This is a genomic window from Deefgea piscis, from assembly GCF_013284055.1.
GTDB classification, from domain to species: Bacteria; Pseudomonadota; Gammaproteobacteria; order Burkholderiales; family Chitinibacteraceae; genus Deefgea; species Deefgea piscis.
Map to the genome: position 1 here is coordinate 718363 of NZ_CP054143.1, position 16525 is coordinate 734887.

The 16525-nt window shown below is 48.2% G+C and carries 16 protein-coding genes; 7 read left to right on the forward strand and 9 right to left on the reverse strand.

Annotated features, from left to right (window positions below):
* Positions 1–85 precede the first annotated feature (85 nt).
* The 4 genes from HQN60_RS03435 to HQN60_RS03450 form a co-directional block, all read right to left on the reverse strand.
* Complete coding sequence (locus HQN60_RS03435; RefSeq protein WP_173532362.1) at positions 86–562, reverse strand: YHS domain-containing (seleno)protein; 477 nt, start codon at positions 560–562, stop codon at positions 86–88.
* Positions 563–701: 139 nt separating this feature from the next.
* Entirely contained in the window at positions 702–1493 is a 792-nt protein-coding gene (locus HQN60_RS03440; RefSeq protein ID WP_173532363.1) for an ABC-2 family transporter protein, read from the reverse strand.
* A 3-nt stretch (positions 1494–1496) separates the two neighbouring features.
* Entirely contained in the window at positions 1497–2285 is a 789-nt protein-coding gene (locus HQN60_RS03445; RefSeq protein WP_173532364.1) for an ABC transporter permease, read from the reverse strand.
* Entirely contained in the window at positions 2279–3283 is a 1005-nt protein-coding gene (locus HQN60_RS03450) for an ABC transporter ATP-binding protein (RefSeq protein ID WP_173532365.1), read from the reverse strand. Before HQN60_RS03450 ends, HQN60_RS03445 begins: the two co-directional genes overlap by 7 nt.
* Positions 3284–3697: 414 nt before the next feature.
* On the opposite strand from HQN60_RS03450, the gene HQN60_RS03455 reads away from it, so the two are divergent.
* A complete protein-coding gene (locus HQN60_RS03455) occupies positions 3698–4597 on the forward strand; it encodes a helix-turn-helix transcriptional regulator (RefSeq protein ID WP_173532366.1) in 900 nt (299 codons plus the stop codon).
* A 67-nt stretch (positions 4598–4664) separates the two neighbouring features.
* Here the strand turns inward: HQN60_RS03455 and HQN60_RS03460 are convergent, their stop codons facing one another.
* The gene (locus HQN60_RS03460) at positions 4665–5438 is read right to left on the reverse strand and encodes a TatD family hydrolase (RefSeq protein ID WP_173532367.1); all 774 of its coding nucleotides are present in this window, start codon (positions 5436–5438) and stop codon (positions 4665–4667) included.
* 201 nt (positions 5439–5639) lie between these two features.
* Between HQN60_RS03460 and HQN60_RS03465 the strand changes: the two genes are divergently transcribed.
* From HQN60_RS03465 to HQN60_RS03475, 3 genes are all read left to right on the forward strand, one after another.
* On the forward strand, positions 5640–7256 hold the full coding sequence (locus tag HQN60_RS03465) for a methyl-accepting chemotaxis protein (RefSeq protein ID WP_173532368.1): 1617 nt from the start codon (positions 5640–5642) through the stop codon (positions 7254–7256).
* A gap of 267 nt (positions 7257–7523) precedes the next feature.
* Positions 7524–8504: a TerC family protein gene (locus HQN60_RS03470; protein ID WP_217390217.1), complete on the forward strand. Its 981-nt coding sequence runs from the start codon at positions 7524–7526 to the stop codon at positions 8502–8504.
* A 130-nt stretch (positions 8505–8634) separates the two neighbouring features.
* The gene (locus tag HQN60_RS03475; protein ID WP_173532370.1) at positions 8635–9045 is read left to right on the forward strand and encodes a globin family protein; all 411 of its coding nucleotides are present in this window, start codon (positions 8635–8637) and stop codon (positions 9043–9045) included.
* On the opposite strand, the gene HQN60_RS03480 is transcribed toward HQN60_RS03475, so the two are convergent.
* Positions 9042–10100 carry a DUF475 domain-containing protein gene (locus HQN60_RS03480; protein WP_173532371.1) on the reverse strand — a complete coding sequence of 353 codons (1059 nt, stop codon included), beginning with the start codon at positions 10098–10100 and terminating at the stop codon, positions 9042–9044. The genes HQN60_RS03475 and HQN60_RS03480 overlap by 4 nt on opposite strands.
* Before the next feature lie 219 nt (positions 10101–10319).
* Between HQN60_RS03480 and HQN60_RS03485 the strand changes: the two genes are divergently transcribed.
* Together HQN60_RS03485 and HQN60_RS03490 are read left to right on the forward strand one after the other, a co-directional pair.
* Positions 10320–11180, forward strand: a complete 861-nt coding sequence (locus tag HQN60_RS03485) for a PIG-L deacetylase family protein (protein WP_173532372.1) — start codon at positions 10320–10322, stop codon at positions 11178–11180.
* A gap of 71 nt (positions 11181–11251) precedes the next feature.
* Positions 11252–11590 (forward strand): DUF1622 domain-containing protein, encoded by a 339-nt coding sequence (locus HQN60_RS03490; protein WP_217390219.1) that lies wholly within the window; start codon positions 11252–11254, stop codon positions 11588–11590.
* A 406-nt stretch (positions 11591–11996) separates the two neighbouring features.
* Here HQN60_RS03490 and HQN60_RS03495 read toward each other — a convergent pair whose 3' ends face one another.
* The 3 genes from HQN60_RS03495 to coaD all read right to left on the reverse strand — a co-directional run bounded on the left by HQN60_RS03495 (position 11997) and on the right by coaD (position 15093).
* The gene (locus tag HQN60_RS03495) at positions 11997–13436 is read right to left on the reverse strand and encodes an exonuclease domain-containing protein (RefSeq protein ID WP_173532374.1); all 1440 of its coding nucleotides are present in this window, start codon (positions 13434–13436) and stop codon (positions 11997–11999) included.
* A gap of 145 nt (positions 13437–13581) precedes the next feature.
* A complete protein-coding gene (locus tag HQN60_RS03500) occupies positions 13582–14520 on the reverse strand; it encodes a class I SAM-dependent methyltransferase (RefSeq protein WP_173532375.1) in 939 nt (312 codons plus the stop codon).
* 87 nt (positions 14521–14607) lie between these two features.
* The gene (gene coaD, locus HQN60_RS03505) at positions 14608–15093 is read right to left on the reverse strand and encodes a pantetheine-phosphate adenylyltransferase (protein ID WP_173532376.1); all 486 of its coding nucleotides are present in this window, start codon (positions 15091–15093) and stop codon (positions 14608–14610) included.
* Between the two features lie 252 nt (positions 15094–15345).
* On the opposite strand from coaD, the gene HQN60_RS03510 reads away from it, so the two are divergent.
* A complete protein-coding gene (locus HQN60_RS03510; RefSeq protein WP_173532377.1) occupies positions 15346–16500 on the forward strand; it encodes an ABC transporter substrate-binding protein in 1155 nt (384 codons plus the stop codon).
* The last annotated feature ends 25 nt before the right edge of the window (positions 16501–16525 follow it).

Here is a 16525-nt window from a genome sequence, read left to right on the forward strand (position 1 = left end):
CAAACATTGATGCCAATCCATCATTGGAGCATACCAGACAACGAGCCCCGCTTCGGCGTGGTAAAGTTTGGTTTTTGCAGCCGAGTTATAGGCCTTTAGGCGCAATATTCTTAATCGTCGCCCATTCTCCGGTGGCAACTTTTAAATTGGATGACACATCCACTAACCAGCTTTTTTGTACTTCTTTATTTTGCAGCACAAATAGATAGCCATCGACAATCCGCCATGCCATTGGATCGCTATCGAGCTTTTTGCTTTTTGCGACGCCCATCGCGCAAAACCCACCAAATTTAGGCGCAAATTGACTGGCGTTGGCTTTGAATTTGGCCATATTTTCTTTGCTAGCAAAGTAATAAGTGCCACCTTCAAAGCTCACGCTATAGTCTTTATTACCCTGCACTGGCCGGCCGCTAAAATAAGACACTGGATCGTAGCCATCTAAGACCAGACCTTTGTCATTCAAATTCACCGGGCGATTAGAACTGGCATCAAAAGCAGCCACAGAAAGTGATAGGCCCATCAAAATGGCCAAGGCGGTAGAACGGATCAAGACTGAAGCCATATAGAATCCTTACGAATTACCGGTACATGAAACTGACGGCGGCAATTAGGCCAGAGTCATGTAGTAAGCGTCAATTCAAATACAAAACACTGTATAGAAACCACACACTTCTTACTTGAGTCTTCTGCAACTCTAGAAGCTAGCCTCCCGCACCGGCGTAACGCCGCATTCCTCGTTGCCACATGCCATTTAATAAGCCGACACAAATCACCGCCAAAGCAGCCATGCCCAGCACAGTCAGCGGCAAACTAGCGTTGCGAAGTAGCGCTTGGCACGGCCACCACACCGTACCGGCCAGTGGCAAGGCCATAAAAACCATTGTTGCCAATTTAGGAAATAAATCCAGCGGATACCGCGACATATCGGTGAGTTTTCCCGTCATAGAAAACACCGGATCAGATTCTCCAATCCAAAAACACGTCGAAATCGCCGCTAAATTAATCACCCACAGCACCAGCGCCGATAGCGGCAGCAACAACACAAATCCAAGGTAAAACAGTGGCTCGAGCAATAAAGGACTGCCCCACAGACCAAATAGGCAATACGCCAAACCAATGGCCAGCACCACAAAGCCTTGCGGATGAAAACGCTCTAGCGCCAGCAGCAAGAGTGGATTGGCAGGACGAGTATAAAAACGCAAAAACGCCCCGGTTTTGAGCCAATGTTCCAGCCAAAACATGCCGTTATAACAGCCACTTTGCGGCGCAAAAATGCAGAACATAAAACCCTGCATAAAGATCAATTCACCGCGATGCCAACCGGCAATCGTTCCGGTAGCACCGAGCATAAAATACAGCGTGGCTGCCGTTGATAGCGAAGTCGCCGCCACCCCCAAAATCATCAGCGCAAAATCGGCTCGATTTTCTAACCGCGCTCGCGCTTCCGAACCCAACATGCGCCGATAAGCACGCCAAAATGGACTTAATGTCATGATTTACGCTCCAAACACAATCAGTTTTCGCAGCACCACGCGCCCTGCCAATGCCGCAGCAAAAACAAAGCCCAGCGCCCACGCCGCTTGGATCAATAGCGGTTGCACGCTCACAATATCGCCATTGATGTAGCCGACTGGGGTATTAAAAAAGTGCCCAAACGGCAGGTAGGCCAAAACCTCGCGAAACTCAGCTGGGAAAAACGCCATCGGCATCAATGCCCCGCCCAGAAACATCACCACCGCGTCTTTGCTGGCGGTGATGCCCCATAAATCGGTGGCAATAAATCCCGCCAAAGCGACCACAAAATCGATGCAAAACAACAAGACAAACGACAAAGCAATCGACGCCAGTGCCAACGGAATCGTTTTCGGCGTCAGACTTAAATCGAAATACCATAAAAACAGTGCAAACGCTGGCAAGATATAAGTCGCTTTGGCCAGAGCGCGTCCCAAAGAAATAGCGAACTGCCGCAGCGGTAATGACATCGGCTGAATCAATTGCGTGGCCACTTCGCCCGAGCGAATTTCCCGCGCCAGCCGCCAATCCGTACCGACGGGCAAAAAAGCCAACAGCGTTTGCGCCACCAACACATGCAGCACCGCGCTATTAAACGTCATCCCCGCCCGTGTAGGGCTTTCGGCATACAGCGCGGCCCACAGGTAATACAACAACCACATCGCAATCAAATAACCGATCGTCACCAACCAGCGACCTTTGCGATCGGTTGCCACGAGGCGCGCACTGCCCCATGCCAGCGCGGTACACGCTTTGAATGGAATACCTAACATACCGCCTCCGCTTGATTGGCTAGATAAAATCCATGCAGCAATTCTTCAAATTCTTGCTCCACCGGTTTGAGCTCGCTCACTGAATACGGCGCGAGTAATTGCATCAACTCGGCAAATGGCAAGGTATCGTGGCGGGCGATTTCTAGCCATTCACCACGTAAACGCACCGGCAGCGCCGAATGATGCGCACGCAGTTGCGTTTCAGCGGCAGCGACCAACTCAGGATGCAAACGCGCTGCCCACCAGCGACCATCACCGGCGTGCGACCGAAAATCGGCCAAACTGCCGTCAAAGCGCAGTGTGCCTTTGTCGATCAACAGCAATCGCTGCGTCAGCCGCTCAATGTCGCCCACATCATGCGAAGTAATCAGCACCGTGGTGCCCGATTCTTGATTCAGTTTGCGAATCAAACCGCGCATTCTCGATTTCATCTCAAGATCGAGCCCAATGGTTGGCTCATCTAAAAACACCACGTCGGGGCTATGCAAAAAGGCGGCGGCAATTTCACATAACATCCGTTGCCCGAGTGACAAGGTGCGCACGGGGCGATGATAAAATTCATCCAACAGAGCCTCACGGCGAAATAAATCCAATCGCGCATTAAACGCCGCCTGCGGCACGTCAAACAAAGCCTGCAAAATTTCAAACGAATCTTTTACTGGCAAATCCCACCACAGCTGACTGCGCTGGCCAAATACCACGCCAATTTTCTTGACGTATTTAACTCTATCCCTTTGTGGATGAAATCCAGCGACCAATACCCTGCCTGAGCTGGGTTCTAAAATCCCAGTTAACATTTTGATCGTGGTGGATTTACCTGCGCCATTGGGCCCCACCAAACCAACGCACTCGCCAGCGGCGATATTAAAATTCACCTCGCTCACCGAGAGTTTGTCTTCATAGTTAGCACGCACTAAATGCTTTAAACGCTCGGCCCAATTTTTGGGGGCAATGGGCGTGCGGTACACACGGCTTAGGTTTTCAACTTGAATCAGCATGGACTGCTCCTGTAAGTCGGGTTAGCTTAGCGTTACCCGACAACGTTCTCGTCGGGCGAAGCCAAACGATGATGACTTCACCTGCCGCCAAAAATAGCGCTCAATCCAAAACGAAAGCCCATTGACTGGCCTTGCTGCGGGATGAATGACAGGTGAGTTTCAGACAAACTATTTAATGGGCGAAATGACCGCGCTAGGGATTAAACCGGCTCACCCTTGCGGCCATCGCAGCCATCACCCGTTCGCAAAGTGCCTACCGCAATCCTTGCGTGGCGAGGTCGATGAAGTGGGTATTGAGATTGCTAGACTTTAGCGATAAGCCGCAGAAAGTTTTCATATAGATTACGGGCTTGTTTGTTTGGTGAAAATGTTGCAATATGACATTTGATTTGTCAAAAACTCACATCGCATCTTATGGCCCTCATTTACCGCGAACGACTCGACATTGGCCCTGATTCGCCGCAGATCATGGTCGGCACGCACGTGTTTCACAAAGAGCCGTATCCACCACTCCGCGATCGGGGCATTTTGATTTGCGGCATCAGCGAAGGACGTGATTTTTTTGAAGTCGAACGTGTGGATACGCCGTGGCATGTACTGGCTTTTTGCCTAACCGGCCGCGGTGAAGTGTTTACACCCGACGGCGTAAAGCGTGGCTTTGGCGCTGGGCAATTGGCGCTGATGCCACAAGGCGTCCATAGCGGCTATCGTCGCATCGGTGACGCGCCGATGCTGCATGTGTGGTTTTTGCTACATTGCACTTCGCGTTGGGATTTTTTGAATCGCGCACAACCGGCGATTTTCCATAGCCAAGACGGCACTGCACTACTTGACGCGCTGCGGCAGTTTCATCGCGAAGTACTGCGCTTTAATACCGGTGACGCCACGAGTTTGGCGGTGCCTGCGCTGGACTATTTATGCCTGCAATTAGAGCGCGCCACCAAAGCGTTAAGCAGCAAACAAGGCTGGAGCGAGCAATTAGAACAGCTATTTGCCCATGCACAAAAAAACTTGCAACACGATTGGAGCAACGCAGCCTTAGCGGCGCAACTACACATCACCACCACGCATTTGCATCGCTTATGCACGCAGCATTTGGGTGAAACGCCGAATAAGATTGTGTTTCGGATGAAAATGAATCAAGCCAAAGAACTGCTGATGCATGGCATCAGCGTTGGCGAGGTGGCTCGCATTACGGGCTATCAAGAAATCGCTAGTTTTTCGCGGCGTTTTCGCCAGCATTTTGGCTACAACCCTAGCCAAGTGCTCGGCAAGCACCTCGCCAGCGCGGGACATCAGCAGATTTGGGATTGAATCTAGTCTCAAGCCCTAGCTTGGAAAAAGTAAAGTTTAATGGGTATATTGCTAAAGCCCATAAGCATCAAGCGCCAAGCAGCAATACCCTCTCGGTATTTTGTGTACATGCCGCGGCTAAGTCGGCGACGTCTATCCCGCGCAGCGCGGCGAGTTCGCTGGCGATTTTCGGCAATTGCGCTGGCTCATTGCGCTGTGGCGGATGACCCGCTAGCCAGCTTGGTGCCATATCCGGCGCATCGGTTTCCAGCACCAGCGAGGCCAGCGGTAAAGTCGCGGCTAAACGCCGAATGCGCTGTGAGCCGCTATACGTCAGCGCGCCACCAAAGCCCAAACAAAACCCCAGCTTGATAAATTCAGCGGCTTGCTGCTCGCTGCCATTAAACGCATGCGCAATCCCCCCCTTCACCCGCCATTTGCGCAAATATTTGAGCACCTGATCTTGGCTGCGGCGAATATGCACAATCACTGGTAAATCATAATCTCGGGCGATTTTGAGCTGCGCCTCAAAAAAATAAATTTGCCGCTCGGCATTGAGCTCAGGCAGATAAAAATCCAGGCCGATCTCGCCAACGGCAACGGCAAACCCTAAATCCAGTTGTTGCCGCAGCATGGCCAAATGTTCAGCTTGATGCTGCGCGGTATAAATCGGATGCAAACCCAAAGCAATATGCGCGCCATATTGCACACGCATCTGCTGCGTAGCTTGAAAGGTGGCGGCTGACACGCTGGGTACCAGCCAACGCGTCACGCCAGCGTCGATGGCACGCACGACGACCTCGGCTCGATCAGCGTCAAATTCAGGTGCGTCAAGATGACAATGGCTGTCAAAAAATGTCATTTTTCATTCACTATAAAAAACACCGATACGCATCAAAAATGCCGGATGTTCGGCAAATTGGCGGTAAAAAATCCGACAAAAAACCAAACCTTTCACGCAACAAAATAAAAACAAATAAATATGCAAGGTAAATACAGCTTGCCCTTACAAAACAAACAGCTATCGTAACAGAATCAAGTTTGCTCATAGGGCTCAACGACCATGAAAATCGTACACAAACTGATCATTTTGATCTTAATTGCCTCGCTAGATTTGCTGGTGATTTCTGGCCTTAGCTACAAACATTTTAACGAAATCAAAACCGCCAGTTACGAGGTAACAGACAACATTCTGCCGTCGATTGTGGCATTGGCGGATGCGCAGTATCAGTACTCTGAAGCACGGCGTTTATTGGTGTTGCATGTGGCGCAATCGGATCAAAACAAAATGCGCGCTACCGAAGAAAAGTTCCTTAAAACGATCGCCAGTGCCGAAGAAGCGCTGAAAAAATACGAAACGATGCTGTACGACGACACCGATAAAGCCAACTTAGCAGGCATGCGAGAAAGTTTTCCTGCTTACTTCGCCGTCGCCAAAGAAATCATGGCGCTGTCGTACGCAGAAAAACCAGATGCTGCCACCTTGATGCTTGAGGAAAAACTCGTTCCTCTTGGCGCTAAAATTGACCAGGCTTTCCGCAAAACAGAACAATATAATGAAGCACTGGCCGATAAGCTGAAAAAATCCGTTAACGACACGATTGCAGCCTCGATATCGCAAAGCATCATTATCGCCATATTGTCGTTGCTGGTATTTGCTGTACTTGGCTTGTTTATTTCACGCAGCATCACACAGCCGCTGAATGAAATGCGCCAATTTATCGTCGATTTAGGTACGCGTTTTGACTTTACCAAACGTATGCCCATCAAAAACAAAGATGAAATCGGCGAATCAGCCGTCGCACTCAATGGTCTGCTTGAGACCTTGCAAGCGAGTTTACAAAAACTCGCTCACGTTGGTAGCCAAGTCGGCGTCTGCGTCAGTGGACTCTCTAATTCCAGCTCGGAGCTGTCCAGTACTTCACGTGGCGTGAGTGAATCGGCATCGAGCATGGCCGCTGGTGTTGAGCAGGTCACAGTGAGTGTGACGCATGTGGCTGATCGTGCGCAGCAATGTGATGTCACTGCCCGAGAGGCTGGCCGTTTGGCAGGCACCGGCGGAGAAGTGATCGACAACACCATCAACAGCATCAACCAAATCGCCGACCAAGTTCGCCAATCGGCTGGGCAAATTGAAAACCTGAAAGATCGTACCAACAGCATTACCTCGGTGGTGAATGTCATCAAAGACATTGCCGATCAAACCAATTTGCTGGCGCTCAATGCCGCCATTGAAGCGGCACGTGCTGGCGAGCTCGGCCGTGGTTTTGCGGTGGTAGCCGATGAGGTGCGTAAACTGGCCGAGCGTACTTCCAGCTCAACGCAAGAGATCACCTCCATGGTGGCCGAGATTCAAAACGAGGCCAATCATACGGTGCACACCATGCAGCAAACCGTACGCCAAGTCGATAATGGCGTCAGCATGGCGCATGAGGCCAGCACGGCAATTAGTAATATTCGCAAAAGCGCTGACGACGTTGTAGCGCAAGTGAGTGAAATCTCGAGTTCGATGCGCGAGCAAAGCACCGCCAGCGCCATGATGGCGCAACAAGTGGAACGCGTCGCACAAATGAGTGAGGAAAGTAGTAGCGTCGCCGAGCAGACCGCTTCTGAAGGTGGCCGATTAAAACGACTCGGTAATGAGCTCGATGAAGCGATTTCTCGCTACAAAGTACAGTAAGCATAAAGGGCGGGGTTGCATTCGCGAACACCGCCCTTCATTGACCGACCACCTAAAGCCGCTGCTGCGGCTTTTTTTATTGCTTCAAAGCAAACGGCTGGTGTTGGCTTTTCCCCAACGTGATGGTTAAAGCGCTCATTAGCGTCTGTAACCATTGGGTTTATTTTTGCGTTCCCAGCAATTGATGCAACTTATTTTGGGAGCTTTGATCAAATACCCATTAGAATTCACAGATTAATAACGACAGGTGCAGTGATGGATATTTTGATGAGTCTTTGGGTCGGCTACCCCGTGTGGGTTTGGCTGATGTTTTTTGTGGTGGTGATCTCTTTACTGGCATTCGATTTGGGTGTGTTACAAAAAGACGACCATGAAATTAGCGTTAGAGAAAGCTTAAAGCTTTCGGCAATGTATATTGCCATGGGCTTATTATTTGGTGCTTGGCTCTGGTGGTATAAAGGTGCCACTTCCGGCATGGAATACATTACCGGCTATTTGATTGAAAAATCACTGTCAATGGACAACGTTTTTGTCATTGCATTGATCTTCACGAGTCTGGGTGTACCACGGATTTACCAACATCGCGTGTTGTTCTGGGGGATTCTGGGCGCCATCGTGATGCGCGGGATTATGATTAGCGTGGGTGCGGTCTTGGTGTCGGAATACCAATGGATCTTAATGATCTTTGGTGCATTCTTGATTGTGACCGGGATTAAAATGCTATTTGCCGATGATGAACATGGCAAACTAGAAGACAATGGCTTTTATAAATGGCTGCGCAAACACATGCGCTTCACGTCTGCGATTCATGGCAATCTGTTTTGGGTGCGTGGCGAGCAGCATGGTTTGGCCAAAGGCTGGTGGGCAACGCCATTGTTCTTGTGCTTGATCTTGGTAGAAACCGCTGATTTGGTGTTTGCAGTCGATAGTATCCCGGCGATTTTTGCGATCACGCAAGATCCATTTATTGTGTATACCTCGAACATCTTTGCTATTTTGGGTTTGCGTGCTTTGTATTTTGCCTTGGCGGCAATGGTGCATCGTTTCCATTATCTAAAATATGCCTTGGCCGTGGTTTTGGTCTTTATCGGGATCAAGGTCGGTTTGGTGTATCTGAACGACATCCAATTGGTTGCCTTTAAGATTCCAACCTTAGTGTCTTTGGTGGTTACCTTTGGTTTATTACTCTCTGGGGTCTTGTACTCGTTGTGGAAAACCCGCGACGAGCCAAATGATCCACCAAAATAATTAACGCCGCACTTTGTTCACAACCCCGCTAATGCGGGGTTTTTTCTTGTCCTGACAAAAACCATCGATCAGCTTTCTTGAAAACATAAACTCTCAACACCTAGAGTAAATAACACAACAGGAGAAGCGTATGTCTTTAAGTGCAAAGCAGATTCATTTGGTGCAAGAGAGCTTCGCCAAAGTAGAACCGATCGCCGAGCAAGCAGCGGCGATTTTCTATCAGCAGCTATTTGCAATTGATCCTTCGCTACAAAAAATGTTTCAGCACGATATGAAAGCGCAAGGAAAAATGCTGATGAGTACGTTAAAACTCGCGGTTGGCAGCCTGAATGATTTACCTAAATTGATGCCAGTATTAAAAATACTCGCTTTACGGCACGTCGATTATGGCGTCAAAAATGAGCATTACACCTTGGTTGGTAATGCATTATTACGAACGCTCAAAATCGGCTTAGGTGACAGTTTTAATGATGAAACACGTGAAGCATGGACGACAACGTACCGCTTAATGGCCAAGGTAATGAAAACCGAAACGGTTTAATCTGGGGCTATTTCCGAGTGCACAGCGGGCCGAATCAGCCATGAATGCAGTGCTGCTAAAATAATCAAGCAGGCTGCAACACCGCCGGTCACCACTTCTGGAATATGAAACCGTGCCGCCAATAGCATCACCCCAGCCAGAGCACCAATCGCCCAAAATGCGCCATGCTCTAAATATTTAAACGCATTGAGCGTGCCTTTTTCAACCAATAGCAAAGTAAAGCTACGCACAAACATGGCGCCAATGCCCAGCCCAATCGCAATTAAAAAAATATTGGTGGTTAATGCAAATGCGCCTAAAACACCATCAAATGAGAAAGAAGCATCAAGCACTTCCAGATAAATAAATCCAGCTAGCCCGGTTTTTGCCGCCGCGCCCTCATCTCCAATCAGCTCGCCCAAACCATCGACCAATATAAATACAATCATCCCCCAAATACCGGCGACTAAAAATGCATACGCCTCAGCAACGGGTAATGATGCCGCGAGTAATAGCAGTAATAACAAACACAACAGCAACGCGGCCAAGTCTAATTTGCCCAGTTTGGCCAGCGGCCGTTCAATTGGACGCAACCAATGAATGTCTTTTTCTGAATCAATAAAAAAATTCAAAAAAACCAGCAATAAAAAAGTACCACCAAAAGCAGAAACCTCAATATGTGCAGAGGTTAAGATTTCGGCATAGCGCTGCGGAGCCGCAATCGCCAGCGATAACACATCATTAATCGGCCATAATCCCGAAGTAAAATAATGCCACAGCGCCATTGGGCCCGGTAACGGCGGCATTCCGGCAATCACCGCCACAATCAGCAAGGGAAAGATCACGCGCATCCCAAATACGGCGATCAGCATGCCCCATAGCAAAAAGCGTCTGCGCCATTTTTCATCCCAATGCTTGAGTACCGAGGCATTCACTACCGCATTATCAAAGCTCAGACTGGTTTCTAATAAGGCTAAGTTAAATGCGATCCACAGCCCTCCCCAGCCCGCAATCAACCATGCGCCAATCAACCCAATCAGGGTCACGATCAATGAGCTGTGAAAGTACTGAATCATAAAGTGCCTCTTAAGGTTTACCTTATTATGCCGCAGTTTAGCCAGCGCGATAAAATCACGCAGTGACGCGACGAGATCGAGCTGGCTTTTCCATGCAAAAGCTGTGAAATATCAACTCAGCAGTCACTAGATCGCGTCTGACTCTTGGTCTCAAGAGTGTGAAAGCCTATACTCTTACCTATTGATTTTGTCTTTGGCATACCGCCCCGGAGTTTTCTAATGAGTAATCCTTACCTCGCGCTGGTTGAAGCGCACAATGCTTTATTGCAAAAAACAGATGCCCCTTTATTCGCCAATTTAGATACTTTGGGACATAGCCCAAAAGCGGCCTTGGCGGCCGATGCACCGGTAGTGATGATTTTTGCGCCGCATCCTGACGATGAATGTATCATCGGCGCGCTGCCGCTCCGCCTAGGGCGTGAAGCGGGCTTTCGCGTGATGAATGTGGCCGTTTCTCAAGGCTCGAGTCTGAAACGTCAACCTGAGCGTTGGGTTGAAGTTAAAAATGCGTGTGATTACCTAGGCTGGGATTTGCTCGAAACCATCCCTGGCGGCTTAATGGATGTGAACTGCAAAACCCGCGATAACAATCCAAGCGCTTGGGCAGAAAAAGTCGCCGTCATTCGCCAATTGATTGAGCAATACCAACCGCAGGTGGTGGTGTTCCCGCACAACAATGATTACCACTCTGCGCATATCGGCACGCATTACTTGCTAATGGATGCACTTAAAGCCGCTCAACACGCTTGCACCGTGGTGCAAAGTGAATTTTGGCGTCAGATGGAAGCGCCAAATGCATTAATCGCCACCAGCCAACAAGACACTGCCGATCTGATCGCAGCGCTCGCTTGCCACGTGGAAGAAGTTCGTCGCAATCCATATCACCTGCGTTTGACCGGCTGGATGGCTGATAATGTGCGCCGTGGTGCAGAGGTGTGTGGCGGCCAAGGTGCTGCAGCGCCAACGTTCTCATTTGGTACGATTTATCACATTAGTCGTTTTGATGGTCAGCAATTGCTATCAACCGATAAAAAATTCACGCTAAGTGAAAGCGATGAGATCCAAGCGATTTTAGCTTAATGCGCTAAACAAAAAACCGCAGCTCAAAACTGCGGTTTTTTTACGCACTCAATATACCAAAGAGGATGGTCATGATGCTGACTTTACACACGCTCGCAACTGGCGTTGAATACTTGGGTATCGCGATTTTATTACTCTCCACCTTGCTGGGTTTATGCCTTTTTGTGCGCGATGTTTACCGTAGTAAGACCATGGACGCGGCTTATGATGCCCTTCGAGAACAGCTCGGTCGTGGGATTTTATTAAGCCTTGAGTTTCTGATTATCAGCGACATTATTTACACCATCGCCATTGAGCTCACGGTAGATAATCTGCTGAAACTCGGCTTGGTGGTCATCATCCGCACCTTTTTGAGCTTTACCATGGAGCTGGAACTCACTGGCCGCTGGCCGTGGCAAAAAAAGAATTAAACGTCGTTTGATCCCATCACAGCAAACGCAATCATGGCCGCTGCCAATTGCCAATCGCTGCGGCTAATTTAAACCGAACCAAGCCCTAGTCCATAACAATTTTATCAGCGTGGGCTCAATCATTTCCCTGTTACGCCGGTTAACGCAGCCACTTGAGCGATTAATGGTCATTGCTCATACGGATATTTCTTTCTATAAAAGAAAGATTAAAAAGTGTTTTAAACAGGAATTGTCATGAAATCAGTGCTGGTTTTGATACTTTGCTTGGCTGCTACCATTGGCAGTGCGGCGCTCATAGCGCCGCGTACCCTATCGAGCAAGCCCAGTACCTCACAGGCTTTATGCCAACCGAGCGATTCGGCCAAATGCTGCTGGCAGCATTTAGAGTATCGCAGCTATTAACCGATCAACCCGCCAAAGTCGCGCAATCGAGCACAATGGTTTTGGTTTTTTTAAGCTCAGTACGAATCAACTTCGCCATATCGACATCAAATGCAGGTCGTTCTGCCGCCAACAATGCCGACAATTGATCAGGATGATCAATTGATCCCAAATAACACCAATGATCCAGCACATGCCACACCGTCGACCACTCTGGTCCTTCGGCAATGGCCACTGCGCCAGCATAGGGCCATGCGGCTAATTGATGCTTGGCCAATGCCGCCAGCAAACGTCCATTGTGCAGTCCCATTGGCTCGCGCCCAATGCAAGCGCCACGACAATCGCCTTGCAAATGCGCCTGGCAGGGTGAACCGTCTTTTTTAGCAGCTTCCAATCCTAAAGCTTGTCGGCATAGACCTTGGGCTTTAATGATTCGATTCATGATATTTTGCGCTTCGCGGGCGCCGCGAAATGGGCCGAACAATTCTCCGCTGGCTTGACTTAATGCCGTCAAAGCAATCAATTGAGGTTGCAACGGCAATATGGCTTCGCCACGCACTGCCTTGGGCAACTCAATCTGCCATAGCGACTGAGTTTGATCTACTTTGTGCCGTACTGATGAATTCATTCTTGGTCGCAAGGTTTGAATCAGTTGTCGCTCAAGCAAGGTATTGCCTAGCTCACCGGCCGTTTCAAACCAAGTAATTCGACGCAGATCACGCGCCAGATAGGCTGCTGGGCCTTCATTGGCTTTTTTGCCAAAATGCTGCAAGACCCGACGACGGAGATTCATACTGCTGCCCACCCATAGGGCCTCGTCTTGCTCACCATAAAAAACATAGACGCCAGCAGTATCGGGTAGATCGTCGATGACCGATTCGGGGATTTGACTCGGTAGCGCCGGAGGCCGAATCAATTCATTAATGGCAGCGGTGACACGCTCCGCTCCTAAATCCTGCACCGCCGCTTGCAAAAATTGATAAATCAGCTGTGCATCGGTCAAAGCACGATGCCGCTCGCCGCTATATTGCAAACCATGGCGGGCAATTAAGGCATCCAAACTGTGCTTGTATTCGTCTGGGTAAAGTTTGCGCGAGAGTTGCACCGTGCATAGCACTTGACCACGAAATGCCCGCCCACAACGCTTAAATTCATTGCGTAAAAAGGTGTAATCAAATCGTGCATTGTGTGCGACAAAAATTCGATTTTGTAGCTGATCAAGAACCTCATCAGCGACATCTGCAAACACCGGTGCATTCGCAACCATCGCATCATCAATACCGGTCAGTCGCTGAATAAATGGGGGTATTGCTTGGCAAGGATTAACCAATGAGCTCCAAGAGCAAATACCCGACAAATCCACTTGAATTAAACCGATTTCAGTAATTCGATCCGTCGAAGGGTTGGCACCCGTTGTTTCCAAATCAAGCAACACCAGCGGCGCTGGATAAAACGGATGCGTCATACGTCAGCTCAATAAATAAATTAAATATCAATCAATGCCCGCAGCAATACATTGCGCGGGCCATAAAACCAAAAAGCTTGGAAGGCCTCAGCCCGGTAGGCCAAAGTCAATCCAAGCTAGGGGCATATTTTTGCTGCGTTTGCGGCTATTTCTTTACGAATCGGAAGCACTGATGAATGCGCTTATTACGAAAATCTTCAGGAATCGATGATGCCGTTAGATTTTCGCTACGATCAACAAACATCGGATCTAATTCAAAGCTACGTAAATTATTCGAGAAATACAATACGCCACCCGGTGCCAGCATGGCCATACAAGATTCAATTAAATATGCATGGTCACGTTGCACATCGAGCACACCGAGCATTTTTTTTGAATTAGAAAAACTCGGCGGATCCATTACGATCAAATCATATTTTTGTGGGCTACACGTCGCTTCACGCAAGAACTCAAACACATCAGCACGCACCCGCTGATGATTGACTTCATTCATGCCGTTCAGCGCAAAGTTGCGCCCAGCCCAATCCAAATAAGTATTAGACAAATCAACCGTTAAGGTCGACGTCGCCCCACCCGCTGCGGCATACACGCTGAACGCACCGGTATAGCTAAATAAATTGAGGAATCGTTTGCCCTTCGCTTCCATCATGACCCGCTTACGCGTGTTGCGATGGTCTAAAAACAGGCCAGTATCAAGGTAAGCTTCCAGATTGACTTCAAAATTCAAGCCATTTTCTTGCACCACAAAAAATTCGCCCGCGCCTTCGGCTTTTTCGTATTGAGTCAGCCCTTTCATTCGTTTGCGAATTTTTAGCGCCACGTGCTCAAGTGGAATACCAAACACCTCGGCAGTCGCGGCATGGACTTCATCCACCCATTCTGAGTAGGCTTCGTCAGTCTCCATCCAGCCGGTATCGTATTCTTGTAAATGAACACGATCACCATACACGTCAACAATCATAGGGAATTCAGGCACGTCACGGTCATAAATGCGATAGCAAGTCAGCCCCTGACGGCGCGCCCATTTACCCCAATGGCGCATATTTTTTGTGAGACGATTTTTGTAACTGGAAAGATCAGACATGGCAGCAACTGAAAAGCAAAAGCGTAGTTTACCAGCTCAGACCGATGTCGATGAGCTTAGTGGTATTTATTTCCACAAAATCAAGGTTTAACGGCCAGATAGCAAACGTAAAAAAACCGGATCAGGAACATATTGCTTAACGACATTTTCCCAGCCAGTTGGACCAACCAGCCCTTTCACCATCGTCGAGCTGATTTCGGCGATCTCACGCGGCGGCATTAAAAATATCGTATCAATGTGTGGCGCTAGATCGGCATTCACATAACGCATTTTTCGCTCGAATTCATAATCAGCCGCTTCACGAATCCCACGCAAAATAAATTGCGCGCCTTGCTCGCGAGCATAATCAACCAAGAAACGATTTTCAAACGTTTCAACCCGCAAATTAGGCCATTGATTGGTGGTTTCACGCAGCATTGCGACACGATCTTCAACGCTGAAAGTGTAACGTTTATCTGGGTTTTCACCGATGGCGACAATCATTTCGTCAAATAATTTGACGCCATGCTCGATCATCCACAAATGCCCCTTGGTAACAGGATCAAAACTACCTGCGTAAACTGCACGCCGCATGACAACACACTCCAAAACAACGGGACGCTTAGCTAATGGCGCAACCCAAGGGTAATAAAAATAGATTTTAAAACTGCGTCGATATCAGTGCACTGCAGCATTAGCGTTATTTTAACTCAGTCACTCGCTCTAAAATGCGCAAAATAGCGGTACTTCGTCGCATTACTACGTCGTATTCGCTGAATACTATACCATCAGCAAACAATAATTTAAGATGCTTGATAAAGAATGACACTTGGAGGGGAATCGAACGTGTTAAAAAAACTCATAATTAGCGCTAGTCTATCCATTGCGAGCTTCGCAAATGCCGAAATTGTCATTGGACAATCGGTTCCAACCACCGGTATTGCAGCCGAAACCGGCAAAGCCATTGCGCTGGGTGCATCACTTTATTTCAATAGTATCAATGGTCGTGGCGGTATCAATGGCGAACTCATCAATCACCTCGTTCGTGATGATGCTTACGATGCGCAACGAACTTTAAAAAACACCCAAGATTTTATTGAAAAAGAAAATGCAGTTGCATTAATTTCTTATTTTGGCACCTCAGGTATTTCTGAACTCATCAAAACTAAAACATTAGATAATTCAGGTATTCCTTTAGTTGGCATTCATAGCGGCGCAGAATCAATTCGCAGCGCTAATAATTTATTTATTTTTAATACTCGTAGTAGTTTCAATCAAGAAACTGATCGTTTAATCAAATTGCTCGCGGGCAATTTAGGTGTCACTAAAATTGCTGTCGTTGCCGAAAAAGGTGAATTAGGTGTGGCTGGGGTTGCCGCATTAAAAGCTTCTCTAGCAAAAAATCAGCTTAAATTAGTCGGAGAAGCTTGGTATGACCACAAATCGGGCGACACCAATAAAGCGGCCCAAGAGCTCGCAAAAATAAATCCAGAAGCAATTATTGTCGTGGCACTCTCTAAACCAGCCGCTTCATTTGTGCAGCAATATAAAGAGAAAGGCGGCACATCGCAGCTGTATTCACTTTCGCCAGTACAATTTGAAGAAGTAGCAAAAACGATAGGTAAAAAAGGGGCGCACGGTTTAGGAATTAGCCAAGTTTATCCTTATCCATACAATACGCGAAGCAAGTTAATTCAAGAATTTCAAGCCGCCGTTTTTAATGAAATGGGAACAGGCTCAGGCAAAGAAGAATCTTTGTCAGCCATTGCCAATTATCCAAGCTATGCCATGCTAGAGGGCTATATTTCTGCTCGGTTGATTGTTGAAGCGATTAAACGCGCAGGAAAAAATCCAACACGCTCGGCAATTTATAACGCCTTAACCACGATGAAAAAATATGATTTAGGTGGTTTTACCATCGACTACAGTGATAAAAATCGCAATGGCACTAGCTTTGGCGAAATTACCATGATGTCGCCCACTGGCGCACTATCCCGATAATGATTTATGCAATAAAAAAGAGCCG